The organism is Burkholderia sp. ZZQ-2 (assembly GCF_050768715.1).
Lineage (GTDB): Bacteria > Pseudomonadota > Gammaproteobacteria > Burkholderiales > Burkholderiaceae > Burkholderia > Burkholderia cepacia.
In genome coordinates this window covers 67,632-93,469 of sequence record NZ_LDVA01000268.1, presented here as the reverse complement: position 1 = coordinate 93,469, position 25,838 = coordinate 67,632, and the positions used below count along the sequence as shown (strand labels likewise).

23 protein-coding genes and 1 pseudogene are annotated in these 25,838 nt (G+C 64.1%); 15 read left to right on the top strand and 9 right to left on the bottom strand.

Going from position 1 to position 25,838, the window contains the following annotated elements:
- From ABY44_RS20765 to hutC, 9 genes and pseudogenes are all read left to right on the top strand, one after another.
- The coding region (locus tag ABY44_RS20765) for an amidohydrolase (protein WP_431641737.1) at positions 1-1,810 on the top strand (1,810 nt) is incomplete at its 5' end.
- A gap of 1 nt (position 1,811) precedes the next feature.
- Complete coding sequence (locus tag ABY44_RS20760) at positions 1,812-2,258, top strand: DoxX family protein (RefSeq protein WP_431641735.1); 447 nt, start codon at positions 1,812-1,814, stop codon at positions 2,256-2,258.
- 76 nt (positions 2,259-2,334) lie between these two features.
- A pseudogene (locus ABY44_RS20755) lies at positions 2,335-2,606 on the top strand (glyoxalase); the annotation flags it as partial.
- A gap of 511 nt (positions 2,607-3,117) precedes the next feature.
- Positions 3,118-4,008 carry a transporter substrate-binding domain-containing protein gene (locus ABY44_RS20750; RefSeq protein WP_414143087.1) on the top strand — a complete coding sequence of 297 codons (891 nt, stop codon included), beginning with the start codon at positions 3,118-3,120 and terminating at the stop codon, positions 4,006-4,008.
- A 92-nt stretch (positions 4,009-4,100) separates the two neighbouring features.
- The gene (locus ABY44_RS20745; protein ID WP_027792649.1) at positions 4,101-4,823 is read left to right on the top strand and encodes an ABC transporter permease; all 723 of its coding nucleotides are present in this window, start codon (positions 4,101-4,103) and stop codon (positions 4,821-4,823) included.
- 12 nt (positions 4,824-4,835) lie between these two features.
- Positions 4,836-5,582: an ABC transporter permease gene (locus ABY44_RS20740; RefSeq protein ID WP_027792650.1), complete on the top strand. Its 747-nt coding sequence runs from the start codon at positions 4,836-4,838 to the stop codon at positions 5,580-5,582.
- A gap of 27 nt (positions 5,583-5,609) precedes the next feature.
- Complete coding sequence (locus ABY44_RS20735) at positions 5,610-6,401, top strand: ABC transporter ATP-binding protein (protein WP_431641729.1); 792 nt, start codon at positions 5,610-5,612, stop codon at positions 6,399-6,401.
- A 7-nt stretch (positions 6,402-6,408) separates the two neighbouring features.
- The gene (locus ABY44_RS20730) at positions 6,409-7,902 is read left to right on the top strand and encodes an HAL/PAL/TAL family ammonia-lyase (protein WP_060174353.1); all 1,494 of its coding nucleotides are present in this window, start codon (positions 6,409-6,411) and stop codon (positions 7,900-7,902) included.
- Positions 7,903-7,971: 69 nt separating this feature from the next.
- Positions 7,972-8,727, top strand: coding sequence for a histidine utilization repressor (hutC, locus tag ABY44_RS20725; protein ID WP_060174354.1), 756 nt, complete (start codon positions 7,972-7,974; stop codon positions 8,725-8,727).
- A 161-nt stretch (positions 8,728-8,888) separates the two neighbouring features.
- Here hutC and ABY44_RS20720 read toward each other — a convergent pair whose 3' ends face one another.
- The 5 genes from ABY44_RS20720 to ABY44_RS20700 form a co-directional block, all read right to left on the bottom strand.
- Positions 8,889-9,635: an SDR family NAD(P)-dependent oxidoreductase gene (locus ABY44_RS20720; RefSeq protein WP_060174355.1), complete on the bottom strand. Its 747-nt coding sequence runs from the start codon at positions 9,633-9,635 to the stop codon at positions 8,889-8,891.
- 159 nt (positions 9,636-9,794) lie between these two features.
- Positions 9,795-10,436, bottom strand: a complete 642-nt coding sequence (locus ABY44_RS20715) for an HD domain-containing protein (protein ID WP_060174356.1) — start codon at positions 10,434-10,436, stop codon at positions 9,795-9,797.
- Positions 10,437-10,502: 66 nt separating this feature from the next.
- Entirely contained in the window at positions 10,503-11,972 is a 1,470-nt protein-coding gene (locus tag ABY44_RS20710) for a catalase (RefSeq protein WP_060174357.1), read from the bottom strand.
- Positions 11,973-12,328: 356 nt separating this feature from the next.
- Positions 12,329-13,261, bottom strand: a complete 933-nt coding sequence (locus tag ABY44_RS20705; protein WP_081072693.1) for a helix-turn-helix domain-containing protein — start codon at positions 13,259-13,261, stop codon at positions 12,329-12,331.
- Between the two features lie 236 nt (positions 13,262-13,497).
- Positions 13,498-14,964, bottom strand: a complete 1,467-nt coding sequence (locus ABY44_RS20700; protein WP_060174510.1) for an efflux transporter outer membrane subunit — start codon at positions 14,962-14,964, stop codon at positions 13,498-13,500.
- Positions 14,965-15,060: 96 nt separating this feature from the next.
- Between ABY44_RS20700 and ABY44_RS20695 the strand changes: the two genes are divergently transcribed.
- The 4 genes from ABY44_RS20695 (at position 15,061) to ABY44_RS20680 (ending at position 20,752) form a co-directional block, all read left to right on the top strand.
- Positions 15,061-15,678 carry a TetR/AcrR family transcriptional regulator gene (locus ABY44_RS20695; protein ID WP_060174359.1) on the top strand — a complete coding sequence of 206 codons (618 nt, stop codon included), beginning with the start codon at positions 15,061-15,063 and terminating at the stop codon, positions 15,676-15,678.
- Positions 15,679-15,754: 76 nt separating this feature from the next.
- Complete coding sequence (locus ABY44_RS20690) at positions 15,755-16,876, top strand: efflux RND transporter periplasmic adaptor subunit (protein ID WP_060174360.1); 1,122 nt, start codon at positions 15,755-15,757, stop codon at positions 16,874-16,876.
- Positions 16,873-19,971 (top strand): efflux RND transporter permease subunit, encoded by a 3,099-nt coding sequence (locus tag ABY44_RS20685; protein WP_060174361.1) that lies wholly within the window; start codon positions 16,873-16,875, stop codon positions 19,969-19,971. Before ABY44_RS20690 ends, ABY44_RS20685 begins: the two co-directional genes overlap by 4 nt.
- Before the next feature lie 49 nt (positions 19,972-20,020).
- Positions 20,021-20,752 carry an IS6 family transposase gene (locus ABY44_RS20680; protein WP_060174362.1) on the top strand — a complete coding sequence of 244 codons (732 nt, stop codon included), beginning with the start codon at positions 20,021-20,023 and terminating at the stop codon, positions 20,750-20,752.
- Between the two features lie 67 nt (positions 20,753-20,819).
- Here ABY44_RS20680 and ABY44_RS20675 read toward each other — a convergent pair whose 3' ends face one another.
- Genes ABY44_RS20675 through ABY44_RS20665 form a run of 3 tightly spaced genes read right to left on the bottom strand, consistent with a single transcriptional unit; the run spans position 20,820 to position 23,486 of the window.
- Positions 20,820-21,803, bottom strand: coding sequence for an aKG-HExxH-type peptide beta-hydroxylase (locus ABY44_RS20675; RefSeq protein WP_059699305.1), 984 nt, complete (start codon positions 21,801-21,803; stop codon positions 20,820-20,822).
- Complete coding sequence (locus ABY44_RS20670) at positions 21,800-23,104, bottom strand: MFS transporter (RefSeq protein ID WP_060174363.1); 1,305 nt, start codon at positions 23,102-23,104, stop codon at positions 21,800-21,802. Before ABY44_RS20670 ends, ABY44_RS20675 begins: the two co-directional genes overlap by 4 nt.
- A gap of 4 nt (positions 23,105-23,108) precedes the next feature.
- On the bottom strand, positions 23,109-23,486 hold the full coding sequence (locus tag ABY44_RS20665; RefSeq protein ID WP_059666150.1) for a carboxymuconolactone decarboxylase family protein: 378 nt from the start codon (positions 23,484-23,486) through the stop codon (positions 23,109-23,111).
- 469 nt (positions 23,487-23,955) lie between these two features.
- On the opposite strand from ABY44_RS20665, the gene ABY44_RS20660 reads away from it, so the two are divergent.
- Complete coding sequence (locus ABY44_RS20660) at positions 23,956-24,207, top strand: hypothetical protein (protein ID WP_230948776.1); 252 nt, start codon at positions 23,956-23,958, stop codon at positions 24,205-24,207.
- 10 nt (positions 24,208-24,217) lie between these two features.
- Complete coding sequence (locus ABY44_RS20655) at positions 24,218-24,520, top strand: hypothetical protein (protein WP_060174364.1); 303 nt, start codon at positions 24,218-24,220, stop codon at positions 24,518-24,520.
- A gap of 517 nt (positions 24,521-25,037) precedes the next feature.
- Here ABY44_RS20655 and ABY44_RS20650 read toward each other — a convergent pair.
- Positions 25,038-25,493, bottom strand: coding sequence for a hypothetical protein (locus ABY44_RS20650; RefSeq protein WP_060174512.1), 456 nt, complete (start codon positions 25,491-25,493; stop codon positions 25,038-25,040).
- Between the last annotated feature and the right edge of the window lie 345 nt (positions 25,494-25,838).

Below are 25,838 nucleotides of genomic sequence, written 5' to 3'. Positions count from 1 at the left end.
CGCCGTCGCAATCAAGGACGGCCGCTTCGTCGCGGTCGGCCACGACGCGGACGTGATGCCGCTCGCGGGCCGCGCGACGAAGGTCGTCGATCTCGAGGGCCGCGGCGCGCTGCCGGGCCTGATCGACAACCACTGCCACGTGATTCGCGGCGGCCTGAACTACAACATGGAACTGCGTTGGGACGGCGTGCCGTCGCTCGCGCTTGCAATGGACATGCTCAAGCGGCAGGTGGCGATCACGCCCGCGCCGCAATGGGTGCGCGTGGTCGGCGGCTTCACCGAGCACCAGTTCGCCGAGAAGCGCCTGCCGACGATCGACGAACTCAACGCGGCCGCGCCCGATACGCCGGTGTTCATCCTGCACCTGTACGATCGCGCGCTGCTGAACGCGGCCGCGCTGCGCGTGGTCGGCTACACGAAGGACACGCCGGAGCCGCCGGGCGGCACGATCCTGCGCGATGCCGCGGGCAACCCGACCGGGCTGCTGCTCGCGAACCCGAACGCGACGATCCTGTACGCGACGCTCGCGAAGGGGCCCAAGCTGCCGTTCGAATACCAGTACAACTCGACGCGCCACTTCATGCGCGAACTGAACCGTCTCGGCGTGACCGGCGTGATCGACGCGGGCGGCGGCTCGCAGAACTATCCGGACGACTACGAGGTGATCCGCAAGCTGCACGACGCGGGCGAGATGACGATCCGGATCGCGTACAACCTGTTCACGCAGAAGCCGAACGCCGAGAAGGAAGACTTCGTGAACTGGACGAAGAGCACGAAGTATCACGACGGCACCGACTACTTCCGCAACAACGGCGCGGGCGAAATGCTGGTGTTCTCGGCGGCCGACTTCGAGGACTTCCGCGTCGCGCGTCCGGACCTGCCGGCGCAGATGGAAGACGATCTCGAGGGCGTCGTGCGCGTGCTCGCGCAGAACCGCTGGCCGTGGCGCATGCATGCGACGTACGACGAAACGATCAGCCGCGCGCTCGACGTGTTCGAGAAGGTGAACAAGGACATCCCGCTCGAAGGGCTGAACTGGTTCTTCGATCACGCGGAAACCATCACCGAAAAGTCGATGGATCGTATCGCGGCGCTGGGCGGCGGCATCGCGGTGCAGCACCGGATGGCGTACCAGGGCGAATACTTCGTCGAGCGTTACGGCGCGCAGGCGGCCGAAGCGACGCCGCCGGTCGCGAAGATGCTGTCGAAGGGCCTCAAGGTGTCCGCCGGCACCGACGCGACGCGCGTGGCGTCGTACAACCCGTGGGTGTCGCTGTCCTGGCTCGTGACGGGCAAGACGATCGGTGGCTTGCGCATGTATCCGCAGCGCAACCTGCTCGATCGCGAGACCGCGCTGCGCATGTGGACCGAATACGTGACGTGGTTCTCGAACGAGGTCGGCAAGAAAGGGCGGATCGCGGTCGGGCAGCTGGCGGACGTGGTCGTGCCGGATCGCGACTTCTTCGCGTGCGCGGAGGACGACATCGCGGGCACGACCGCGTTGCTGACGGTGGTCGGCGGCCGGATCGTGTGGGGCGCGGGCCCGTTCGCGTCGCATGACGCGCCGATTCCGCCCGCGATGCCGGACTGGTCGCCGGTGCGCGAGTACGGCGGCTACGGCGGCTGGGGCGCGACGCAGCGCAGCGGCGCACCGCTGCAACGCGCGGCAGCCGCCGCCGCGATGTGCGGCTGCGCGAATGCGTGCAACGTGCACCAGCATGCGCACGCGAGCGCGTGGGGCAGCACATTGCCGACGTCGGACGCGAAGGGCTTCTGGGGCGCGTTCGGCTGTTCCTGCTGGGCGGTCTGACATGGCGACGACAACCGGCCGGTACAGCCCCGCGTGGATTCGTGCGCTGCTCGCGCAGCCGTGGATCGGCGCGCTGGTTCGACTTGCACTCGTGTCCGCCTTTCTGATCGGCGGGATCAACAAGGCGATGCACTTCGACGCAGCAATCGCGGAGCAGGCGCATTTCGGTTTGCACCCGCCCGCGTTGTGGGCTGCACTGGCGGTCGTCGTCGAGATCGGCGGCTCGCTGTGCATCGTGTTTCGCCGCTTCACGTGGCTCGGCGCCGGCAGCCTCGGCACGCTGACGCTCGTCGCGATGGCGGTGGCGAACGACTTCTGGAACCAGACGGGCGCCGCGCGCTTCATGGCGCTCAACAGCTTTTTCGAGCATCTCGGGCTGATCGCCGCGCTCGTCCTCGTCACGATGCTCGGCGACGTGCGAAGCGGGGAAGAAGACGGACGAAGCTGATCGTCTGCTGTCCGGACGATTGCAGCAGGAAGGAGCGGCGATCACGAAGCACGTTCGCTCGACATGCCCGGCGCCGATGGTGGCGGGCGGTTTCCGCGCCGCACGCACGGCGTTCGCGGCGTGGCCGAAACCCGTCGCCATATCGGCGCCGACGCTCGTAGTCGGGCCGCATGACGACACGGCGCACGTGCACGCAGCGCCCGCCCGAGAAATTCGACCGTTTCACCGACAGCATCGTCGCCACGTACGGCGGCAGCAAGTCGAAGCAGGGGCGTGTTCCAGGTGACGCCGACGTATGGTCAGACCATTTCCCGGCTCGTCTTCACGCCGTGCCGCGCGATTTCGGTACTTGCCAATATGTGGGAAACGTCGTGCATCCGGCACTGACGTCAGCAACGGGGCACGCCCCCACCCGAACACCGGCCCATCGGCCGCACTGATCCCATTGCAGGCTGCGCAAGCGGCCACCATCCAGGTCTGCCTTCCTGATGACCGACAGCGCAAGCGGCGCCACGGTTCATCGATCCCGGCCAAACCCGCGCCCAAAACAATCGATCGAGCATGAACCGGCGTTCCGGTCAGCGCCCCGATTTGCGCGAGGTCGAGTTGCCCGCCGCCGCATGTCGCGCGGCAGGCGTCGAGTGATCGAATTCAAAATTTGTCTAGTCATCCTGGCGATTTGTCCATTCATCTTGCACCAAACGTGTGCCCGAATTCCCCGCGAAGAGGCGCGTCAGAGCCCCGTATTTAGGGGATTTCCCGCGTTTACGCGGTTTTTTTTGATCAACGCTTGTCCGGCCGTTTTTCTTCTTGCATGCTTGTATAGACAAATTCCTGAGGCGTCTTGCAGACCGAAGGGATGACGAACTTCAACGCAAGGAGAAATCTCGTGAACGGCAAGCGCATCAAGTGGGCAATCAGGACGATCGGCGCGATCGCGGCGGCTGCGGCAACCCTCGCCGTGCCGGTGCAGGCAAAGGAATGGAAGACGGTGACGGTGGCGCTCGAAGGCGGCTACGCGCCGTGGAACCTCACGCTGCCGGGCGGCAAGCTCGGCGGCTTCGAACCGGAGCTGCTCGCCAACGTGTGCGAGCGGATCAAGGTCCAGTGCAACATGGTCGCGCAGGACTGGGACGGGATGATTCCGGGCCTGCAGGCCGGCAAGTTCGACATCCTGATGGATGCGATCTCGATCACGCCGGAGCGCGAGAAGATCCTGCTGTTCTCGCGTCCGTATGCGGCCACGCCCGCGACGTTCGCGGTCACCGATACGAAGATCCTGCCGAAGGCCGCGCCCGGCGCGCCGATCGTCAAGCTGACCGGCGACGCGAATGCGGACAAGGCAACCGTCGATGCGCTGCGCAAGCAGTTGAAGGGCAAGACGATCGGCATCCAGTCGGGCACCGTCTATACGAAGTTCATCAACGACGGCTTCAAGGACATCGCGTCGATCCGCGTATACAAGACGTCGCCCGAGCGCGATCTCGACCTCGTCGCCGGTCGCATCGACGCATCGTTCGACGACGTCACGTACTACGCGGCGAACACCGGGAAGAAGGAGAACGCGTCGATCGTGCTCGCGGGCCCGAAGCTCGGCGGCCCGATCTGGGGGCCGGGCGAGGGCCTCGCGTTCCGCAAGCAGGATGCCGACCTGAAGACGAAGTTTGACGCGGCGATCGGCGCGGCACTCGCGGACGGCACCGTGAAGAAACTCGCCGACAAGTGGTTCAAGACCGACGTCACGCCGTAAGCACACGCGCGGCCGCCGCTGCATGAGCGACCCGACGGTCGCGCAGCGGCGCGCATCCTGCCGATCCACTCAACGCTTGCCGGGAGGCACGCATGGCCATCCTTGAAATGCTGGGCTTCGGAACCGAAGGCTGGGGCGGCGTCCTGCTGCTCGCGGCGCTGATGACGATCGCGCTGACGCTCGCCGCGCTCGCGGTCGGTGCCGTGATCGGCGCCGGCATCGCAGCCGCGAAACTGTCACGCCACCGCAGCGCGCGCGTGTTCGGCGACCTCTACACGACGGTGTTTCGCGGCGTGCCCGAACTGCTCGTGATCTACCTGTTCTATTTCGGCGGCTCGACGCTTGTCACGACCGTCGGCCAGTGGTTCGGCGCGGAAGGCTTCATCGGCGTGCCGCCGTTCGTGATCGGCGCGCTGGCGGTCGGGATGATCTCGGGCGCGTACCAGGCCGAGGTGTATCGCGCGGCCGTGCTGGCCGTGTCGAAGGGCGAGCTCGAAGCGGCGCGCTCGATCGGCATGCCGCGAAGCATGGTGCTGCGCCGCATCCTGATTCCGCAGGTGCTGCGTTTCGCGCTGCCCGGCATCGGCAACGTGTGGCAACTGAGCCTCAAGGACTCCGCGCTGATCTCGGTCACCGGGCTCGCCGAGCTGCTGCGCACCAGCCAGATCGCCGCGAACTCGACGCACCAGTATTTCGTGTTCTTCGTCGCGGGCGGGGCGCTCTATCTCGTGATGACGGGCCTGTCGAACCGCGTGTTCAACCGGGCGGAAGCGATCGTCGGCCGCTCGTTCCGCCGCAATTTCGCACGCAACTGACGGAGCGATCGCATGTCCATCGATTTCGACTTTCTCCTCGACACGCTGCGCCAGCTGCTCGCGGCCGTGCCGACCACGCTCGGCCTGTTCTTCGCATCGCTCGTGCTCGGCGGCCTGCTGTCGCTCGTCATCGTCACGATGCGCGTGTCGCCGCACTGGCTGCCGAACCGCTTCGCGCGTGCGTACATCCTCGTGTTTCGCGGCTCGCCGCTGCTGATCCAGATGTTCCTCGTGTACTACGGGCTCGGCCAGTTCGGCGTGATCCGCGAGAGCTTCATGTGGCCGCTGCTGCGCGAACCGTATGTGTGCGCGGTGCTGTCCCTCGCGCTGTGCACGGCCGGCTATACGGCAGAAATCCTGCGCGGCGGCTTGATGGCCGTGCCGGTCGGGCAGATCGAGGCCGGTTATTCGATCGGCCTGTCGGGCTTCGCGCTGCTGCGTCGCGTGATCGGCCCGATCGCGCTGCGCCAGTGCCTGCCCGCGTATTCGACCGAAGCCGTGCTGCTCGTCAAGTCGACCGCGCTGGCGAGCCTCGTCACCGTGTGGGAAGTGACGGGCGTCGCGCAGCAGATCATTCAACAGACCTACCGGACGACCGAGGTGTTCGTGTGCGCGGCCCTCATCTACCTGGGCCTGAACTTCATTGTCGTGCGCGTGCTCGGCGCGCTTGAATGGCGGCTGTCGGGCCACCTGCGCGCGCCGAAGCAGACCGGCGCGCCGGCCGCGGCCGCGCGCGACGCCCGACGCGTCGCGTCCTGAGCGCATCCATCCTTCCAGGAGAATCCGATGAACACCGCTGCTCCCGTTGCCCTGTCGGTCAGGAACATCCACAAGTCGTTCGGCGATCACCACGTGCTGAAGGGCATTTCGCTCGACGCGCACGAAGGCGACGTGATCTCGATCCTCGGCGCGAGCGGCTCGGGCAAGAGCACGTTCCTGCGCTGCCTGAACCTGCTCGAAACGCCCGACGACGGCACTGTCGCGCTCGCCGGCGAGGAGCTGAAGATGAAGCGCGCACGCGACGGCAAGCTGCAGCCGGGCGACCGGCGCCAGGTCGACCGGATCCGCTCGCAGCTCGGGATGGTGTTCCAGAACTTCAACCTGTGGTCGCACATGACGGTGCTCGACAACCTCGTCGAAGGTCCGCTGCGCGTGCAGAAGCGCAGTCGCGCCGAAGCGGTCGAGGAAGCGGAGGCGCTCCTCGCGCGCGTCGGCCTCGCGGACAAGCGCGGCTACTATCCGGCGCACCTGTCGGGCGGCCAGCAGCAGCGCGTCGCGATCGCCCGTGCGCTCGCGATGCATCCGAAGGTGATGCTGTTCGACGAACCGACGTCGGCGCTCGATCCGGAACTGGTCGGCGAGGTGCTGCGCGTGATGCGTTCGCTCGCCGAGGAAGGGCGCACGATGCTGGTCGTCACGCACGAAATGGGTTTCGCACTGCACGTGTCGAATCGCGTGATGTTCCTGCATCAGGGCGAGGTCGACTCGGACGGCACGCCCGGCGACCTGTTCGGCGGCCAGTGCTCGGAGCGCTTCCGGCAGTTCGTGTCGAGCCATCACGACCGCGCCGCGAACTGAGGCCATCATGACCGTATTCCGTTCGGCAAGGCCGCTCGACTGGCGGCAGATCGCGGAGGTGGCCGCCGGCGAACCGCTGGCGCTCACGGACGAAGCGCGCGTGCGTGTCGCCGCGGCACGCGAGCTCGTCGATGAAATCGTCGCGCGCGGCATCCGCGCGTACGGCGTCAACACCGGCGTCGGCGCGCTGTGCAACGTGATCGTGTCGCCGGCGCAGCAGAGCACACTGTCGCGCAACATCCTGATGAGCCACGCGGTCGGCGTCGGCGCGCCGCTCGGCGCGGCGGAAACGCGCGCGATCATCGCGGCGGCGATCAACAATTACGCGCACGGGCATTCCGGCGTACGCGCCGATGTCGTCGACCAGCTCGTCGCGCTGCTCGAACACGATTGCCTGCCGGAGGTGCCGGCGCACGGGTCGGTCGGGTATCTGACACATATGGCGCACGTCGCGCTCGTCTGCATCGGTCACGGCCATGCGCGCCATCGCGGCGAGCGGATGCGCGGCGACGAAGCGTTGCGTCGCATCGGCCGCGAGCCGCTGGTGCTCGGTGCGAAGGAGGGGCTGAGCCTCGTCAACGGCACGCCGTGCGTGACGGGGCTGGCCGCGCTCGCGCTCGCCCGCGCGGAGCGGCTGCTCGACTGGGCCGACTGGGTCGCGGCGATGAGCTTCGAGAACCTCGGCGGACAGCTGGCATCCTTCGATCCGGCATCGCTCGCGCTACGCGTTTCGCCCGGCATCGGGCAGGTCGGCGCACGGCTGCGCGCGCTGCTCGCCGACAGCGGGATGCTCGGCGCGGCGAGCGGCCGGCATACGCAGGATCCGCTCAGCCTGCGCACGATTCCGCATGTGCACGGCGCGGCACGCGACGTATTCGCCGTGACGGCGGACGTGGTCGATCGCGAACTGGCGTCCGTCACCGACAACCCGATCGTCGCCGGCACGCGCGACGAACCGGCCGTCCATTCGCAGGCGCATGCGGTCGGCGCCGGCATTGCGCTCGCGATGGACAGCCTCGCGGCCGCGATGGCCCAGGTCGCGGCGATCGCCGAACGGCGTCTCGACCGTCTCGTCAATCCGCTCGTCAGCGGGCTGCCGGCGTTTCTCGCGACGCCGGGCGGCACATGCTCCGGCTTCATGATCGCGCAGTACACGGCAGTCGCCCTCGTCGCGCAGAACCAGCGGCTCGCGGCGCCCGCGAGCCTCGACGGCGGCATCACGTCGGGGCTGCAGGAAGATCACCTGTGCCATGCGACGCCGGCGGCGCTGAAGGCGCTCGACATCATCGAGAACACGACGCGCGTGCTCGCGATCGAGATGCTGGCGGCCGCGCAGGCGTACGATCTGCAGGCGAACGGCGCGGCGCGGGCCGCGCCCACCGATACGTTGTGGCGGCACGTGCGCGAACGCGTGCCCGCGTACCAGGACGACCGGCCGCTCGCTGACGACATCGCGATCGCGACCGGCATCGTCGCGGGGATGCCGCCGCCGGTGCTGTGACGTCGGGTGACGGGGGCGGTGGCGGTGGCGGGTTATCTGGACATCTAATAATCATTCGGGCGAGGGCGCATGAACCATACGGAACGACACCTTTCCGCCGGGCTGACGGTCGCGTCGGGCGACGACGTGCCGGCGCGCGCGCTGCCGGCCTACCAGCAGATCAAGCGCTACGTCGTCGAGCGGATCGCGAAAGGCGACTGGAAACCCGGCGGGGCGATTCCGACCGAAGCCGAACTGGTCAAGGAGTTCGGCGTCGCGCGGATGACGGTGTCGCGTGCACTGCGCGAGCTGACCGCCGAGCGCGTGCTGACCCGCATCCAGGGCGCGGGCACGTTCGTCGAACGGCGGCATTACGAATCGACGGTGCTGGAAATCCGCAACATCGCGGACGAGATCGCGGAGCGCGGCCATCGGCACAGCGGGCGCGTGCTGCTGCTCGAAAACAGCGACGATACGGAGGCGATCGAAGCGCTCGGGCTGCGCTCGGGGCCGGTGTTCCATTCGCGTATCGTGCATTACGAGGACGACGAGCCGATCCAGTTCGAGGATCGCTACGTGAACCCGGCACTGTTTCCCGCGTATCTGGAACAGGACTTCACGGTCGAGACGCCGAATCACTATATGGTGCGGCTCGCGCCGATCCAGCGTGCGGAGTTCCGGATCTATGCGCAGAAGCCCGATGCGCAGGTGCGCCGGCATCTGGTGATGGAAATCGGCGAGCCGTGCTTGCTGCTCCGGCGGCGGACCTGGGTCGGTGAACAGGTCGCGACGTCGGTGCGGTTGTGGCATCCGGCGTCGCGGTTTCATTTGGCGGGGAGGGTGTAGGGGGCGGCCGGGGTTGGCCGGAAAGTGTGCCGGTTACCAAACCGTATCGTTGGCAGACTCACGCGGCAACCCGCTGAACCGCGGGCGATCCGGAACGACCGTCACCTTTCTGTTTGTCGATGTCGAGGCCGACGGTACGCCCGCGGTTTCGCGAACCTGCGTCAGCGCATGCCGCCACTGGCGACGATGTGCTCGCCCGTCAGCCACTTTGCGTCGTCGGAAGCGAGGAAAACCGCAATCGATGCGACGTCGTCCGGTCTGCCCACGCGCCCGAGCGGCGTCTGGCTGACCGCCGAATGCTCGAACTCCGATCCGATCACCCCGGCGCTTTGCGCGCCTTCGGTCACGATCACGCCCGGATTGATCGTGTTCACGCGAATTCCTCGTGGCCCGAGTTCACGCGCGAGCGCGCCAGTGATGGAATCCACCGCGCCTTTCGTGCCGCTGTAGACGGCGGTCGTCGCCGGTGTGAGCGTCGAGACGACCGAGCTGACATTGATGATGCTGGCGCCTTCGCCGAGGTGCTGGACGGCGGCCTGTGTCGTGAGCAGGACCCCGAGCACGTTGATGTCGAACTGCCTGTGGTATTGCGCTTCCGTGAACGCTTCGATCGGTGCGAACTCGTAGACGCCCGAGTTGTTGACGAGGATGTCGAGGCGGCCGTACGTTTCGATCGCCGCATCGACGATGCCTTTCGCGTCGGCCGCCTTCGACACGTCGCCGCCCACGGCAACGGCTTTCCCACCGGCCGTGGTGACGGCGGACACGACGTCGTCCGCGCCGGCCTTGCTGCTTGCGTAGTTCACGACGACCGACGCGCCCTCTGCCGCGAGCGCCTTGGCGATGGCGGCGCCGATACCCTTCGACGCACCGGTTACAACGGCCACTTTCCCTGCAAGCTTGCCCATGATGTTCACCTCAGTGTGAATGATTCCGTTGATGGACACCGGCCTGCCGTCTCGCACGATGCGATCGCCGGTGTTTTCTGCCTATGCGGACCTGCATGCGGTCGCGATCGGTTGGCGCGGCGCGACTGGCCGGGCATCGATGCGCGGGACACGGCATCGTCAACCCGGCCATGCCGAATTGCGGATGACGGAACAGAAGTTTCCCCGATGGAAATGAGGCTCCTTGTCGGCGATCACGTCGGCTTTCACGTTGCCGAACGTGGTCTCCGGTTTGTGCTTGATGCCGTTGTAGAACGCCTGAATGATCTCTTCCTTGAAGTGCGGCGGGCGCGGATGCGCACGCGTGACGGCTTCGCGTTCCTCGTGCGAGAACGCGTGGTACGAAAGTCCGAGCACATCCATCTCGACCCCGGCGGTCACCAGTGCGACAACCGGGTGCATATGGCGCGGAATGCCGGGCGTGGTATGCAGCGCAATGGCCGTCCAGACAAGATCGATGTCGGCCGCGGTGATGCCCCGGCCCGAGAGAAACTCGCGGGCCGCATTGGCTCCGTCGACTTCGAAGCGCTCGGTGGCGCTGCTGTACGCGCCGGTGAGGCCGATGTCATGGAACATCGCGCCCGCGTACAACAGTTCCGGATCGAAGTTCAGGCCGCGGCGCGCGCCCTCCAGGGCGCCGAACAAATAGACGCGGCTCGAATGATGAAAGAGCAGCGGGGTGGACGTGTCGCGCACGAACTCGGTGATTTCCCGCGCAAGCTGACTGTCGGGCACGGCGACATCCTGAATGACCTGCGACATGACGGTTCTCCATCGAAATGTGAGCGGACGCTGGCGTCGTGGCGGACGCCGCACGCGAATGGCCGGCTACTTCGTCGCAGTCGTTGCCCCGATTCTTGCCAGCGCGTCGCGAACGCCCGCGCCGTACTCGGGGTCGGCCTTCGCGCAATTGAGGATGTGGCGCTCCTGGATATGCGCGTGGACGGAGGCCATCTGGCGAGCGGTGTTATCGAACAGCAAGTGTTGTTGCGCCTGGCTCATCAGGCGAAACAGATTCCCGGGCTGCGCGAAGTGATCGACATCCACGCGGTGGTCCCAATGTGCGGCGTCGCCTTCGATCCGCAGCGGCGGCTCGTGAAGGTCGGGCCGCACTTCCCACTCGCCGGAACTGTTCGGGTAGTAGGACGGTGTGCCGCCGAGGTTGTCGTCGGTGCGCATGGCGCCATCGCGGTGGTAGCTGTGGAAGGGGCACTTCGGCGCATTGACGGGAATGTGATTGAAGTTCACGCCCAGCCGATAACGTTGCGTGTCGCCATAAGAGAACAGCCGCGCCTGCAGCATCTTGTCCGGCGAAAAGCCGATGCCAGGCACGACGTTCGCGGGCGAAAACGCCGCCTGCTCGACCTCGGCGAAGTAGTTGCCCGGGTTGCGGTTCAATTCGAGCACGCCTGCCTCGATCAACGGGAAATCGCTTTTCGGCCAGACCTTGGTCAGGTCGAACGGGTTGAACGGCAGTGCCCTGGCCTCGTCGTCGTTCATCACCTGAATGAAGAGAGTCCAGCGCGGGAAGTCGCCGCGTTCGATGCTTTCGTAAAGGTCGCGGCCATGCGTTTCGCGATCCTTGCCCACGAGCTGTTCGGCTTCGCCGTCGGTCAGATTCGCGATGCCTTGCTGCGTACGGAAGTGGAATTTCACCCACGTCCGCCGATTGTCGGCATCGACGAGGCTGAACGTATGGCTGCCGAATCCATGCATGTGCCGATAGCTGCGCGGTATGCCCCTGTCGCTCATGACGATCGTGACCTGGTGAAGCGCTTCCGGCAGGAGCGTCCAGAAGTCCCAGTTGCTGTTTGCGCTGCGCAGTCCCGTGCGCGGGTCGCGCTTGATCGCGTGGTTGAGATCGGGAAAACGCAGCGGGTCACGGAAAAAGAACACGGGCGTGTTGTTGCCCACGATGTCCCAGTTCCCTTCTTCCGTATAGAACTTCACAGCGAAGCCGCGGATGTCGCGCTCGGCATCCGCGGCGCCGCGCTCGCCGGCGACGGTCGAAAAGCGCATGAATACCGGCGTTGCCTTGCCGATTTCCGAAAAGAGTTTCGCCTTGGTGTAGCGCGTGATGTCGTGCGTCACCGTGAATACGCCGTGCGCGCCCGATCCTTTGGCGTGCATGCGTCGTTCGGGAATGACCTCGCGGTCGAAGTGCGCGAGTTTCTCGATCAGCCAGATATCCTGCAGCAGCGCGGGACCGCGCGGGCCGGCCGTTTCGATGTTCAGATTGTCGGCAACGGGTGCACCCGTTGCGTGATCAAGACGCGTAGACGTATCGCGATTCTTCATGCATCGACTCCAGGAGGGTTGGGCGGACCGGCGCAGCGCCATGCCGTTCCGGGCTGGCGGCCGCGCGAGGCTTGACGGGCAAATCAACGTGCTATCTCGGCAGGTGCGCCGAAATGAAACGGCCGGACCGCGATGGCCACCCGTTCAACGAGTGACGAGCCGCGGAGGCATCGACGAGTCGATGTGAGAGAAGCGTACCTGCGGGGTGGCCGCGCGATCTTGTATAAAACAACGATTCGTTGGACGATTCGCGGGCGACCGTCGCATACCGGGGGGCAGTGGCTGAATTCGGATCAGGAGGCGGCGGATCGAGCTGACACACATGCGCCGCCCGTGACGTTTGCACCTGTCCGGTGCTATCGGTTTCGCTGCGCCCAGTCTTTCGGCCCGCATCCCTCGAGACGCGAGAACACGCGCGAAAAATGACTCTGGTCGAAAAATCCGCAGTCCGATGCGATGCTGGCCAGGCTCGCATCGGTTTCCCGCAACAGCGATTTCGCGCGCTCGATACGGCGCTTGAGCAGCCACTGATGGGGCGTGCTGCCGGTGGTCTGCTTGAAGGCTTCGCCGAAGTAGCTGGTGGAGAGATTGCACTCGCGTGCGAGATCGGCGATCGACGGATTGTCGTGCAGGTGGGACGCGAAATAATCCTCGATGCGCCGCATCTGCCAAGGAGCGAGTCCGGAGCGGCGTGGCCGGAGCACCGGATCGGCTCGGCCATAGCGTGTGACGACGTGTTCGCAAAACGCCAGCGCGAGGTAATCGATGAACAACGCGCTCGTCAGGTCGGGCTGCTGCAGGACTGTCTGCAGCGTATGCGACAGACTGAACAGCACCGGGTCGCTGGCGCCGAGATGCGGCTGCACGAGTCCTCCTATGCGCCGGCGCCGCTTTTGATCGGTGAACTCCTCGATCGCCCCCTGGGCCAGATAGAGCCGCATGGTATCGAACGGCATGTCGAGACGGCGAGTCGGGCTCGCGCGCAGGTCGAGCAGATAACAGCTGCCGGGACTGCACGATGCGGAAGCATCGAGGTTGCCGCTTGAATAACGGAGGCCGGGATCGGGGCCGAGTATCAGCGGCATCTGGAAGACAAAGGCTTCCTCCGGTTGCGGCGTGAGCGAGCGCCCCGGTTGGGGCCGCGGGTTGATCAACCGGGTGAACGAGATCGGTTGCCCGTGGGAGAAAACGCCGGCCCGTACGGTGGGCGCATCTCGCAGGAGAAACCGTCTGGCGAGCGTGTCGTCTGCAACGGGTTGCCCGAAATCGACAGGATCCTTGTCGTTCATTCATCGCGCCCTGGAGTGCGCCCGTTCGGGCGTGGTGTGCCTTTACCCGACGGCGTGTTCAAACGAAATCTGGCCCAATTTAGCGCAATTCGATGACGGCCGCGCGATGAGTGCTGTGACGCGCGAGACGCTGTCCGATTGCGGGCGCGACGCGCACTGCAATGGCGCGGTACGCACTCGCGCGAACCCGGAAAGTGCGCGGGTTTCGTTGCGCGCGCCAATGCTGGGCGGTTTCGTCAGCGTGAAGTCAGCGACGTCTGCCCGACGTGCGATGCCGGATCCCAGCCGCCGCCGAGTGCCTTGAACGTCGAGATCGCCGCACGTGCGGATTCCGTTTGTGCTTGCGCACGCGCGTCGGCGGCCTGGAGCAGCGTCTCGTTGGCGTGCAATACGTCGATGAAACTCGCCGCACCGCTGCGGTACGCGGTCATCGATGCATCCTTGGCGCGGGAAAACGACGACTCGGCATGCGACAGCGTGGCCGCCTGCGCCTGTCGGTTCACCAATGACGAGAGCGAGTTTTCGACGTCCTCGGACGCGCGGAGCACGGCCTGCCGATAGGCCGCGAGCGCTTGCGCGTCGGCGCCTTTCGCCGCTTCGACATCGGCACCGATGCGCACGAAATCGAACAGGCGCCAGCGCAGCCCGACGAGGCCGGCCGCCTGGTTGGCGCCGCCCGAGAACAGCGTGCCGGTGGCGGCGGAGGTCGCGCTGCCGAGGAAGGCGTTCAGCGAGACCGTCGGGTAGTACTCGCCGATCGCGGCGCCAATGCGCGCATTGGCCGCAGCGAGGTGACGTTCGGCGGCGATCAGGTCGGGACGTCTTTGCAGCAGATCGGCCGGCGTGCCCATTTCCGCGAGCGACGGCGCAACGGGGATCAGGGACGGCGGGCTCAGCTCCGCGCGGTGCGTGCCGGGAGGGGAGCCGAGCATCACGTCGAGGGCGTTCGACGCTGCATCGAGCGCCGCGAGCAGGACGGGCACGCCGGCCTGAACCTGGTCGAGCGCACCCTGCGCCTGCTGAACCTGATAGTCGGCTGCCGCGCCTTTCGAATACAGGAGTTTCACGTCCGCGAGAAGCGCCTGCTGCGTCTGCACCTGCCGGGTCGCGATGTCCAGACGGGCCTGGAGCCCCCGGATCGTGACGTAGATATCAGCGGTCTGGGCCGCGACGGCAAGGCGGGTGGCGACTGCCGCCGCCTGCGTCGCCGAGTAATCGGCGAGCGCGGCTTCACGCTGACGGCGCAGACCGCCAAAGATGTCGATCTCCCAACCGGCCTCCAGGTTGGTTTCGTACTCGGTGCCCCAGCGCGAGTAACCCGGCGTGGCATTGAGCAATTGTCCCAGCGGCGTGTCGACGGACTGATAGGCACGCGCCGCCGACGCAGAGACCGAGGCCGACGGAAGAAGCGCCGCGTTGGCCGTGCCGAGGCGAGCACGCGCCTGAGTGATTTGCGCAACGGCCTGGGCCAGGTCCAGGTTCTGCGCCAGCGCCAACGAAACGTAACGCGTGAGCAGCGGGTCGTTGAAGCTTTCCCACCACGCGGACAGATCGGCAACCGGAGCCTTTGCCGTGCCGGCGGGCGGCTGGGTCATGTAGTGCTGCGCCAGCGGCGCATCCGGGCGGTGGTAGTCGGGACCCACGGCGCACGCCGAGAGGGCGGCGACGCTGGTCAGGAGAACAAGTGAACGGTGCAGGGGCATGATCATTTCGGGAGCGCAACGGTGAGCGGATGTTGTGACCAATATACAATATGGTCACACGTTGTCAACTCGCGAGTGAGGGGCTAAGCTTGAGACATGAACAAACCGACTCCCTCCGCCTCCCCGTCCCGCGGCCCCTCGGACCACGAAGTTCGCGCCCAGATCGTCGACGCCGCAACGGAATACTTCAGCCGCTACGGCTACGAAAAGACCACCGTTTCCGACCTCGCGAAGGAAATCGGGTTTTCAAAAGCCTATATCTACAAATTCTTCGATTCCAAACAGGCGATCGGTCAAGTCATCTGCGCGAATCGCCTCGCCGCGATGATCACCGCCGTCAAGGAAAACATCGACGGCGCACACAGTGCGACGGAAAAATTTCGCCGTATGTTCAAGACCTTGCTTTCATCCGGAAGCGAGCTCTTCTTCCAGGATCGCAAGCTTTACGACATCGCCGCCGTGTCGGCCGCATCACCCTGGCCATCGGTCCAGGGTTATGAGGACCAGATCCGGCAACTCGTCGCCGAGATATTGCGGCTCGGGCGCGAAACCGGCGAATTCGAACGCAAGACCCCGCAGGACGAGGCGGTGAACGCGATCTTCCTGGTGATGAAGCCCTATTTCAATCCGCTGCTGCTCCAGTACAACCTCGAGGGCGCGGAAGAGGCGACGACCCAACTTGCGAACCTGGTACTCAGAAGTCTCGCTCCATGAATCTTGTTGTGACTGTTGACTGAATTGGTCACTGGTATCAGAATGAGGGCTCCTGTTCTTTGCGAGAGGGGACCTCATGTTCCGGCGCCATCATTTTGTCTACACATTGGGCGTGGCTTCGCTTGCGCTCGCGGCATGCGGCGAGCATCCGGCCGCTGATCCGCGTACCGAGGCGCCACTTGTGCGTACGAGCGCCGTTCACGGCGCGGCGGGAGCGAGCCGATCGTTTTCGGGTGTCGTGGGCGCCCGCGTTCAGAGCGATCTCGGTTTCCGGGTTCAGGGCAAGGTCATCGAGCGGCTGGTCGACGCGGGCCAGACGGTCAAGCGCGGCCAGCCGCTGATGCGCATCGATCCGATCGATCTGGGACTGCAGGCCCGTGCACAGCAGAAGCTCGTGGATGCCGCGCAGGCGCGCGCGACGCAGACGGCCGCTGACGAGGCGCGCTATCGGGATCTCGTCGCGGCAGGCGCGGTTTCGGCATCGACCTATGACCAGCTCAAGGCGGCCGCGGACTCCGCCAGGGCCCAGCTCGTCGCGGCGCAGGCGCAGGCCGTGCTCGCCAACAATGCGTCCGGATACGCTGTCGTCATGGCGGACGCCGACGGCGTGGTGGTCGAGACGCTGGCGGAGCCCGGCCAGGTCGTCGCGCCGGGACAAATCGTCGTGCGGCTCGCGCATGCCGGCCCCCGCGAAGCCGTCGTCCAGCTTCCCGAGACGCTGCGTCCCGCATCCGGCTCGATTGCCGAGGCGACGCTGTACGGCGCGGCCCAGAAGCCTGTTCCCGCCGTCCTGCGCCAGCTCTCCGACTCCGCCGATCGGCTGACACGGACCTACGAGGCGCGGTACGTCCTCCAGGGCGCGCTGTCGAATGCGCCGCTCGGCGCGACCGTGACGCTCGATCTCGCCGGCGATGCCGGCCACGCACCCGCCGGCATGGTGGTCCCGGTCGGCGCCGTGTTCGATCCGGGCACGGGCACCGGGGTCTGGACGGTCGACCGGGCCCAATCGCGCGTGACCTGGCGCAAGGTGCGTGTCACCGCATTGAGCGACGACAGTGCGACGGTGACGGGCGACCTTCGCGACGGCGACCAGGTCGTCGCGCTCGGTGCCCAGTTGTTGCACGACGGAGAGCATGTGCGCCTCGCCAACGACAAGATGATCGCGGCATCCGTCTCCGCGCAAGGAGCGGCGCAATGAGCGGCTTCAACTTGTCGGCGCTCGCGGTGCGGGAGCGCTCGGTCACGCTGTTTCTGATCATCCTGATCTCGATCGCCGGCGTGGTTGCCTTCCTGAAACTGGGGCGGGCCGAAGATCCGCCCTTTACCGTCAAATCGATGACGGTCATTACGGCATGGCCCGGCGCGACCGCGCAGGAAATGCAGGACCAGGTGGCCGAGCCGCTCGAAAAGCGCATGCAGGAACTGCGCTGGTACGACCGGACGGAGACCTATACGCGTCCGGGGTTGGCCTTCACCACGGTGACCTTGCTCGACAGTACGCCGCCCGCGGACGTGCCCGAGGAGTTCTATCAGGCGCGCAAGAAGCTGCATGACGAAGCGGGCAACCTGCCGCCCGGCGTGATCGGCCCGCTCGTCAACGATGAGTACTCCGACGTAACGTTCGCGCTGTTCGCGCTCAAGGCAAAAGGCGAGCCGCAACGAGTGCTGGTGCGCGACGCCGAGGGATTGCGCCAGCGGCTTCTTCATGTGCCGGGCGTCAAGAAGGTGAACATCATCGGCGAGCAGGCGGAACGGATCTATGTCTCGTTTTCGCACGACCGGCTCGCGACGCTCGGCGTGACGCCCCAGGAGATCTTTGCCGCGTTGAACAACCAGAACGTTCTGACGCCGGCCGGTTCGATCGATACGGCGGGCACGCAGGTCTTCATTCGTGTCGAAGGCGCGTTCGACAAGCTGCAGACCATTCGTGACACGCCGATCGTCGTTCAGGGCCGCACGTTGAAGCTCTCCGACGTGGCGACCGTCGAACGCGGATACGAAGACCCGGCCACGTTCCAGATTCGCAACAACGGCGAACCGGCGTTGCTGCTCGGCGTCGTGATGCGGGACGGTTGGAACGGGCTCAACCTCGGCAACGCGCTCGACGCGGAGGTCGCATCGATCAATGCCGGGATGCCGCTGGGCATGAGCCTCACGAAGGTGACCGACCAGGCCGTCAATATCCATTCGGCCGTCGACGAATTCATGGTCAAGTTCTTCGTCGCGCTGCTCGTGGTGATGGTCGTGAGCTTCGCGAGCATGGGATGGCGCGTCGGCATCGTCGTGTCGGCGGCGGTGCCGCTGACGCTCGCGGGGGTCTTCGTCGTGATGGCCGCCACGGGCAAGAGCTTCGACCGCATCACGCTCGGTTCGCTGATTCTCGCGCTGGGCCTGCTCGTCGACGACGCGATCATCGCCATCGAAATGATGGTCGTGAAAATGGAGGAGGGCTACAACCGCGTCCAGGCGTCGGCTTACGCGTGGAGCCATACGGCCGCGCCGATGCTGTCGGGCACGCTGGTCACGGCGGTCGGCTTCATGCCGAACGGCTTCGCGCGCTCGACGGCCGGCGAATACACGAGCAACATGTTCTGGATCGTCGGCATTGCGCTGATCACGTCGTGGGTCGTGGCCGTCGTCTTCACGCCGTACCTCGGCGTCAAGCTGTTACCCGACATTGCCGTGATCGAAGGCGGCCACGAAGCGATCTACAACACGCGGAACTACCAGCGCTTTCGCCGTTTCCTCGGGCGCGTGATCGGACGCAAGTGGATGGTCGCCGGGATCGTGGTGGCATCGTTCGTGGTTGCCGTGATGGGCATGGGACTGGTGAAGAAGCAGTTCTTCCCGACGTCCGATCGCCCGGAAGTGCTCGTCGAAGTGCAAATGCCCTATGGGACGTCGATCGAGCAGACCGCGTCGGCAACGGAAAAGGTCGAGGCGTGGCTCGCGAAGCAGCCGGAAGCGCAGATCGTGACCTCGTACATCGGGCAGGGCGCGCCGCGCTTCTATCTGGCCATGTCTCCGGAGTTGCCGGATTCGTCCTTCTCGAAGATCGTGATCCGCACGAGCGATGAGCACCAGCGGGAAGCGCTCAAATTCCGTCTGCGCAAGGTCGTCGCCGAAGGATTGGTGCCCGGGGCGCAGGTTCGCGTCACGCAGCTGGTGTTCGGCCCTTACTCGCCTTACCCCGTTGCGTTCAGGGTCATGGGCCCGGACGCGGGGACGTTGCGCACCATCGCCGCGCAGGTCGAGCGGACCATGAAGGCCAGCCCGATGATGCGAACGGTGAACGCCGACTGGGGGCCGCGTGTTCCCACCGTGCATTTCACGCTCGATCAAAATCGTCTCGGGTCGTTCGGGCTGACGTCCAGCTCGGTCGCGCAGCAACTGCAATTCCTGCTGACCGGAATTCCCGTCACGCACGTGCGCGAGGACATTCGTTCGGTGGAGCTGGTCGCGCGTTCGGCGGGAGACACCCGGCTCGACCCGCAACGGATCGAGGGATTCACGCTGATCGGTAACGCAGGGCAGCGGGTGCCGCTCTCGCAGGTCGGCAAGGTCGACATCCGCATGGAGGATCCGATCCTGCGCCGTCGCGATCGAACACCGACAATTACCGTGCGTGGCGATATCGCCGAAGGATTGCAACCGCCCGACGTGTCGACCGCGATGCTCGCGCAATTGCAGCCCATCATCGCGAAGCTGCCGGGCGGCTACCGGATCGAGGAGGCCGGCTCCATCGAGGAGGCCAACAAGGCGACCAATGCGCTCGCGCCGCTGTTCCCGATCATGATTGCGCTGACGCTGCTCATCATCATTTTCCAGACGCGCTCGATTGCCGCGACCATGATGGTGTTCGCGACCAGTCCGCTGGGTTTGATCGGCGTGGTGCCGACACTCCTGCTGTTCAATCAGCCCTTCGGCATCAACGCATTGGTGGGGCTCATTGCGCTCTCCGGCATCCTGATGCGCAACACGCTGATCCTGATCGGCCAGATCGAAGAGAACACGCGTGCGGGCATGGCGCCGTTCGATGCGGTAGTGGAGGCCACCCTGCAGCGCTCGAGGCCCGTGATCCTGACTGCGGTTGCCGCGATGCTTGCGTTCATTCCGCTGACCCATTCCGTGTTCTGGGGCACGTTGGCCTATACGCTGATCGGAGGAACTTTCGCAGGAACGATACTGACGTTGGTGTTTCTGCCAGCTATGTACTCGATCTGGTTCAAGATCCGGCCCGGGGCAGAGGAAAGCCACTCTGCGCTCGAACCCAGCGCCAGCGTGACTTCGTAGACATGTGGGCTTTGTCACGTTACGGAGGGTGATCGCGTAGGATGCCGGAATGACGAATCCCAAATCGCTTTACCACGGCCATCGTTTCCCAGCTGCGATCATCAGCCTGGCAGTCCGATGGTACTTCCGGTTCCAGCTCAGTCTGCGCAACATTGAGGAACTGCTGTTCGAACGCGGTGTCATCGTCAGCCACGAAACCATCCGTCGCTGGTGCGACAAATTCGGTGCAGTCTTCGCGGGCTGCGCGAAGACTGTACGACGCAAGACCGGCAGCACCTGGCACCTCGACGAGATGTTCGTGACTCTGCGCGGCGAGCCTTATGTGCTGTGGCGCGCCGTCGACGAGCATGGTGCCGAACTCGACATCCTGCTGCAGAAGCGGCGTGATAAAGCTGCCGCCAAACGTTTCTTCCAGCGAGTGCTGCATTCCTTTCCGGCGCCGCGAAAGATCGTTACCGATCAGCTGCGCAGTTATCCTGCTGCGAAGGCGGAGTTACCGGAACTGGCGAACGTGAAGCACGTGTTCGTGAAGGCCTGTGCGCGCGTGAACAACCGTGTTGAGAACAGCCATCAACCCACCCGCGAACGCGAGCGACGCATGCGAGGGTTTCGCGACCCGAAGCGAACTCAGGCCTTCCTCGCGAGCTTCGGACCGATCCGTCAGCATTTCGCCTTGAAGCGACATCTATTGCGCGCCTCTCTTTATCGCAAACACCTTGGCGCACGTTTCTCGACGTGGCATGAATTCACCGAAGTCACCCCCATTCCGTCTGCAGCATGACGCAGCGGGTCACTCTTACGCTCGCTCCGTACTTACTCGGCTAACTTGACAAAGCCCGCAGCCTCAATCAGCAGGACGCCAGCGATTTCGCACAATCCCGCCCCTCATGGATCAATTCCCGCGCGACGTTGGACAAAACGCCATAACGCTCGATCGTCGAGAAGCCGGCATCGAGTCGGGCATGGTACAGCCCGAGCATCTCCTTGATCGTGACCCGATCGGCATCAGATAGCGCCGCACGCTCAAGAATGCGCGTAAACGCAACCAGCAGGCGTTGGATGACAAACGTCGCGTGATAGATCGCAAGCATGTCGCGGGCATCCCGACGCAGCGGAGACGCATACTTTATTTCCGGGCTGTTTTGAACGAGTTCCTCGCGCAAATTGATGCCATATAGGTAGGTGTGCGCCGCCTCATGAACCAGCTTGTCGAGCAGGAAGATCCAACTCAGGTCGATCTCCCCGTTCACGAGAATCATCGATTGAAGCTTATCACCCGTTAGCGATAACGCACGCTCGCTAGTCGCACCGGCCGATTCAAAAAAGACGATCGAGCCGACGAGGATCTCGATCTCCGCGGCGAGTTCCGCATACGCGGCTTCAAGCACCCGAACGCCGTGTGTCATAGCCGCTTCCGCGAGTTGCTCCTTTTCCCGGGGCAGCGGCCGTAAGACAATCTCCGTATAGGATGTGCCACCCGAGATTTCGTCCAGCACCTCGCGTAGCAACTTGCAATCGATGCGCGATGCCGGCGTGAATCGAGGCAGCGTCTCGTATCGGTCGCGCGCGATGACCGTGAGCAGGCGCGACGCTTCCGGCAGCTTGTTCTGCTCCGCCAAGCGGATCACATAGTGGTAGGCGAAGCTGTGAAATCCATTGAATCCGGCGGGCTGCAAGGTTGCGAAGTGCGCGTGGACGCTGTCGGGAAACAGCGCCGGCGCATGTGCCGCGAGTTGTTCGAGCAGATCCTCATACGCGGACTTCAGTTGGGATTTGAACCCCGTTGACAGCGACGAAGCCACACTTGCCACCGGAAGGAAGGGATAGGTCATGACAGTGATTGAAGGTCGAACAGTTCTCGGTTAGTCTGGAGATAGTGAGGCAAGCCACTATCTCCGGAATTGAGCATGAGCCTCAACGGCCTGGAAAAGACGATACAAAGGAGTGCAAGCACGAAAAGTTCGCTGCCGTAGATGATGACGGTGTCGGGCGACAGTGTCTTGAGGGCCACGCCCGATATCCAGATGCCCAAAGGAGCGGCGGCCGTGCAAAGAAACATCAGGCTCGATTCCATGCCGGTGCGATGCCCTTCCGGAATCGCCATCGCTCGTTTCGAATTGACTGTGACGTTGAACGTCGTCAACCCGACACCCAATGCGAAACCCAGCACGCACCAAGTGAGGAGATGGTGCGTGCAACCGAACGCAAAGATGGAGGCGCCGATCATTCCGATGCCGACGCTCGAAACTGCATGATCGGAAGCGATGCGCCGGGCTTGCTGGATCAGCAGGGCAGAAGCCCCCAATACGCCCGCGCCCAACGACAGCTCGATGCTGGCCACGTTCAGCATGGTGCCGCCCTCCGCGAGAACCTTGGCTGGCAACAGGAAGAATATGAACGGGACGAACAGCATGTTGGCGAGCAGCGACGCTGTCGCGATCGCCCGCTCGGCTCGAATACCGAGTACCCGTTGCATCCCGTGGCGCAGGTCCCGGAAAAACGACGGTGCTGGCCCGGCGCGCGTTCGCACCGATTGCACCGCACTGAACGACATGTGGAAGGCGAGCGAGGCCACGACGCCGAGACAACTGCTCGCGGCACTCAGCCAAAGCGCGGACTCGCCGCCAAATGCCCCGATCATGAAGCCCGCCAACGTCGGGCCGAACAGGATGTTCAGGATGAAACCCGACGCCTTCAGGCGCAAACCTCTGCGAACCTCGTCGGCATCGGGCGAAATCTCGGGTATCAGCGGTGTGCTCAGCGGCATCAGGGCCGCCACGGCGACGCTCGAGGTCACGCTTGCGATGACGATAACGACAACAAGCCAATTCGAGTGGGTGACGTGAAGCGTACGTGCAACGACGACGACCGGTATCACCGATGCAAGTGCGAGCAGCGACGCGCACAGCAACACGGTGCTCTTGCGGATTCGCTCGGCGACAACGCCGACAAATGGAAGGAATAGCAAGGTCGTCGCCCACGTCGCGATTAGCGTCAGCGTGAGTGCCGACGGGCTTGCGATGTCCTTCAGCAAAAGCCAGGTGGCATAGAATTGCAGGATGCGCGACGAAACCGTCACGGCTGCGTCGGCTAACACATAAGTCACGATCAGCTGCCATCGGGTCGAGTGCATCACGCTATTCGCTCTTCTGAAACTCGTCGGCAACGGATTTGAAAATGGCTGCCGCGTTGAACGCCCGTGCGTTCCCGGCAAAAACTTGCACCTGAATAAATACCTCGCGAATTTGTTCGATCGGTATGCCGAGGTGCAGGGCAGCGCCAAGTTGAAAACGCAATTGATTCTCGCAGCCGCCCATGGCGCTGATTACCCCGAGCGTGACGAGGTGCCGTGTCTTCAGATCAATGCCGGGTCGGCGATACGCGTATCCATAAATGTCAGAAGCCAGTTTATCGACGAGATCGGGAAATACCGGCCGCACGGTCTCGTTGGCCAGCCGGACGCCGTCTGGATTGAACATCTGAAGCAGGTCGCCGTTCTGTTCGATGGGATTCATCGGTCGCCTCTGTCCGATATGGCGGATCCCGGGATCCGCCATTGACAATTCACTACGCTGCTGTCACTTCAGGGCAGCGGTAATTGCGTGGACGATTTTGCTTTGTGCACCTTTCATGACCATCTTGTTTTCGATCTTCATCTGAAGCTCCACGTATTAAAAATTAAAGCAATCCGAAAGAAACGTTCGGGCTCGATGCAGTTCGTTACGAACCGCAGGGCAATACTTGCAGGTAAACAAATTTAGGTAAAGCAAAAAAATATTAGATGCATTGCCGAGAATTTGATGGATTCAATTCGCGTCTCTTAGCCAAGAGCGATCTTTGGGCTAGCAATCATCATCCAATTGATTATAAAGAATATTTTTTAGGGGGGGCGGAGCGCAAACTCTTGTCGCAGCTAGATCGACCTACACCGGTAAACTGCACCGAAATCAAGGGGATCCCGGAACCAGTGACTCGATGAGGGAAATGATGACGAAAGCGTATGACGAACAGCGGATCCTAGAGCAGCAGGTTCGCGATTGGACCGCAGAACTCAAGCGCCTAGCCGGCCAGATCGCTGCGGCAAGAGGTATGCCGAGTGCAATCGTGATGATCACACCGACCGATGAAGACTACTGGGACGTCATACCCGAGTTGATCGCGGAGGACGCGCTGCAGGTCCGTACGTACGGCTGGCCCGCCGGTTTCAATGTTGAGATCCTCAACCAGGCTGATTAGGAGTGACCTGATGACTCACAAGACCAACAAAAGGGTACTCGCCAGGCCGGAGCCCCTGCGCGTCGATGGAATCGTGTTCCACGTCGCGCTGCATGAAGATCGCTGGATCGAAACAATCGGTGTCCCGTTCGAACATCGTGGTCGCACTTGGGCCATGCATCGCAGCACGCTCTCCGATCCGTACACGCCGGCGCTGTTCTCGGTGTCGGACGTGGAAACGGGACGAAGCATTGGAAGGATCATGGAAGGGTCGATCGACGCCGCGCGCACCGTGGCGATTGAGAAGATCGACCGAGCCACACCTGAGCAATGAGAGGCGTTTTGCTCTGCAGAGCGATCGGCGAATCCACGCGGGCGCCTGCGTGCTACAGCTGCTTGATCCATGTCGAACCACCTCAGCAGGAGGCGCTGCCCCAGCGCACTTACGTTCGAATTGAATTCACCAAGCCGCGTGCGGCTGAAGGGCCCGTCGATCGTTACGATCGCGTGTTTCGACATCGACAGCATGGAGACGCTGGAGGTCGGATGCCTATTGAGTACCAGGGGCGACGACGTGGTCGAGTGTGCCCGTGTAGGGGGGCGACCTTGCTTTTCGCCCGCAGGCAAGCGTCGATCTCGAAGTGCGGTGAGCCGCGTGTACCGCCGTGCCCTGGCAGATGAATGAGCTGGGCGGCCGGCCCCAGTTCGTGCCGACGTGGTGCCGGTCGAGGCATCGATGGATGCCAGTCTTGCTAGACGCGGCGCGTCGACTGAACCGCAGATTGCGGCAGGAGTTCCCGTCGCCATGCAAGCAATCACACTTGAAATGGGGTTCGAGTGATCCACCCTGGCTACCAAAACTCCACACCTCGCGCGGCGGCTCGTTTGTACGCCGCTGCGTGAAAATCCCGTAGGTCGAACGCTCGGCGATCGGTGTTCAAAGGACAGATCGCCGCGGCCTCGACCACAAATAGAGCGGGCGCAAACCGATCTTGATCGGTCGGGTTGCGTCGCACCCATCCGTGTGTGCCCCACGCGTCAATTAGACCTCTATTCGCGAGCAGACGGTCGAACGCATCGACCCTCTCAAGGAAACAGGCGCGTGTGTTTTCGTCTGAGAACACGTCTGTCGCCACGGCCGCGAGAGCGACCTCGTAAGGGCCAGGATCCGCTCCATAGAACGCAATCAGCATCCCACGAATCTTCGAAACCCGGCGCGTATCGACCAACACCTCGCCATCGTGGATCGCGCCGGCCAGCACGAAGGCCGAACAGAACAGGCGTGGCATCAACAGCGGGACGTTCACGATGACCTCCGGTGTCGTGTCGAGTGCGATATAAGCGAGGGAACCTCGCACGGCAAGCAGTCCCGATTTATTCTCGGACCTCGTGCGACGCCCCCAAGCGTGCTCTTTACCTCGCGTGTGGCGTCGTCGATCGTAACGAAAGTTTGCGCTATGCTGCTGCAGTGATCGTGTGACCCAGACAATCCCCATGCTGATTCGCAAACAGGGACGCGTAGTCAAGTTGGTGCGCCTCGAACCGTCGAGAGGATCTGCCGCGGTCGGGCGATCGCGTGAGGGCGCTCGTTGTGTCCGTCGTGTAGTCGGGTCGTTTCGCGTCGACGAACCGGTGCCACGGATGCTACTCCA

What these genes read in the sequence shown, in the direction of transcription:
- ABY44_RS20760 (WP_431641735.1), top strand. Translation starts at nt 1,812, where the DNA reads ATGGCGACGACAACCGGCCGGTACAGCCCCGCGTGGATTCGTGCGCTG.
- ABY44_RS20750 (WP_414143087.1), top strand. Translation starts at nt 3,118, where the DNA reads ATGACGAACTTCAACGCAAGGAGAAATCTCGTGAACGGCAAGCGCATC.
- ABY44_RS20745 (WP_027792649.1), top strand. Translation starts at nt 4,101, where the DNA reads ATGGCCATCCTTGAAATGCTGGGCTTCGGAACCGAAGGCTGGGGCGGC.
- ABY44_RS20740 (WP_027792650.1), top strand. Translation starts at nt 4,836, where the DNA reads ATGTCCATCGATTTCGACTTTCTCCTCGACACGCTGCGCCAGCTGCTC.
- ABY44_RS20735 (WP_431641729.1), top strand. Translation starts at nt 5,610, where the DNA reads ATGAACACCGCTGCTCCCGTTGCCCTGTCGGTCAGGAACATCCACAAG.
- ABY44_RS20730 (WP_060174353.1), top strand. Translation starts at nt 6,409, where the DNA reads ATGACCGTATTCCGTTCGGCAAGGCCGCTCGACTGGCGGCAGATCGCG.
- hutC (WP_060174354.1), top strand. Translation starts at nt 7,972, where the DNA reads ATGAACCATACGGAACGACACCTTTCCGCCGGGCTGACGGTCGCGTCG.
- ABY44_RS20720 (WP_060174355.1), bottom strand. Translation starts at nt 9,635, where the DNA reads ATGGGCAAGCTTGCAGGGAAAGTGGCCGTTGTAACCGGTGCGTCGAAG.
- ABY44_RS20715 (WP_060174356.1), bottom strand. Translation starts at nt 10,436, where the DNA reads ATGTCGCAGGTCATTCAGGATGTCGCCGTGCCCGACAGTCAGCTTGCG.
- ABY44_RS20710 (WP_060174357.1), bottom strand. Translation starts at nt 11,972, where the DNA reads ATGAAGAATCGCGATACGTCTACGCGTCTTGATCACGCAACGGGTGCA.
- ABY44_RS20705 (WP_081072693.1), bottom strand. Translation starts at nt 13,261, where the DNA reads ATGAACGACAAGGATCCTGTCGATTTCGGGCAACCCGTTGCAGACGAC.
- ABY44_RS20700 (WP_060174510.1), bottom strand. Translation starts at nt 14,964, where the DNA reads ATGCCCCTGCACCGTTCACTTGTTCTCCTGACCAGCGTCGCCGCCCTC.
- ABY44_RS20695 (WP_060174359.1), top strand. Translation starts at nt 15,061, where the DNA reads ATGAACAAACCGACTCCCTCCGCCTCCCCGTCCCGCGGCCCCTCGGAC.
- ABY44_RS20690 (WP_060174360.1), top strand. Translation starts at nt 15,755, where the DNA reads ATGTTCCGGCGCCATCATTTTGTCTACACATTGGGCGTGGCTTCGCTT.
- ABY44_RS20685 (WP_060174361.1), top strand. Translation starts at nt 16,873, where the DNA reads ATGAGCGGCTTCAACTTGTCGGCGCTCGCGGTGCGGGAGCGCTCGGTC.
- ABY44_RS20680 (WP_060174362.1), top strand. Translation starts at nt 20,021, where the DNA reads ATGACGAATCCCAAATCGCTTTACCACGGCCATCGTTTCCCAGCTGCG.
- ABY44_RS20675 (WP_059699305.1), bottom strand. Translation starts at nt 21,803, where the DNA reads ATGACCTATCCCTTCCTTCCGGTGGCAAGTGTGGCTTCGTCGCTGTCA.
- ABY44_RS20670 (WP_060174363.1), bottom strand. Translation starts at nt 23,104, where the DNA reads ATGCACTCGACCCGATGGCAGCTGATCGTGACTTATGTGTTAGCCGAC.
- ABY44_RS20665 (WP_059666150.1), bottom strand. Translation starts at nt 23,486, where the DNA reads ATGAATCCCATCGAACAGAACGGCGACCTGCTTCAGATGTTCAATCCA.
- ABY44_RS20660 (WP_230948776.1), top strand. Translation starts at nt 23,956, where the DNA reads ATGATGACGAAAGCGTATGACGAACAGCGGATCCTAGAGCAGCAGGTT.
- ABY44_RS20655 (WP_060174364.1), top strand. Translation starts at nt 24,218, where the DNA reads ATGACTCACAAGACCAACAAAAGGGTACTCGCCAGGCCGGAGCCCCTG.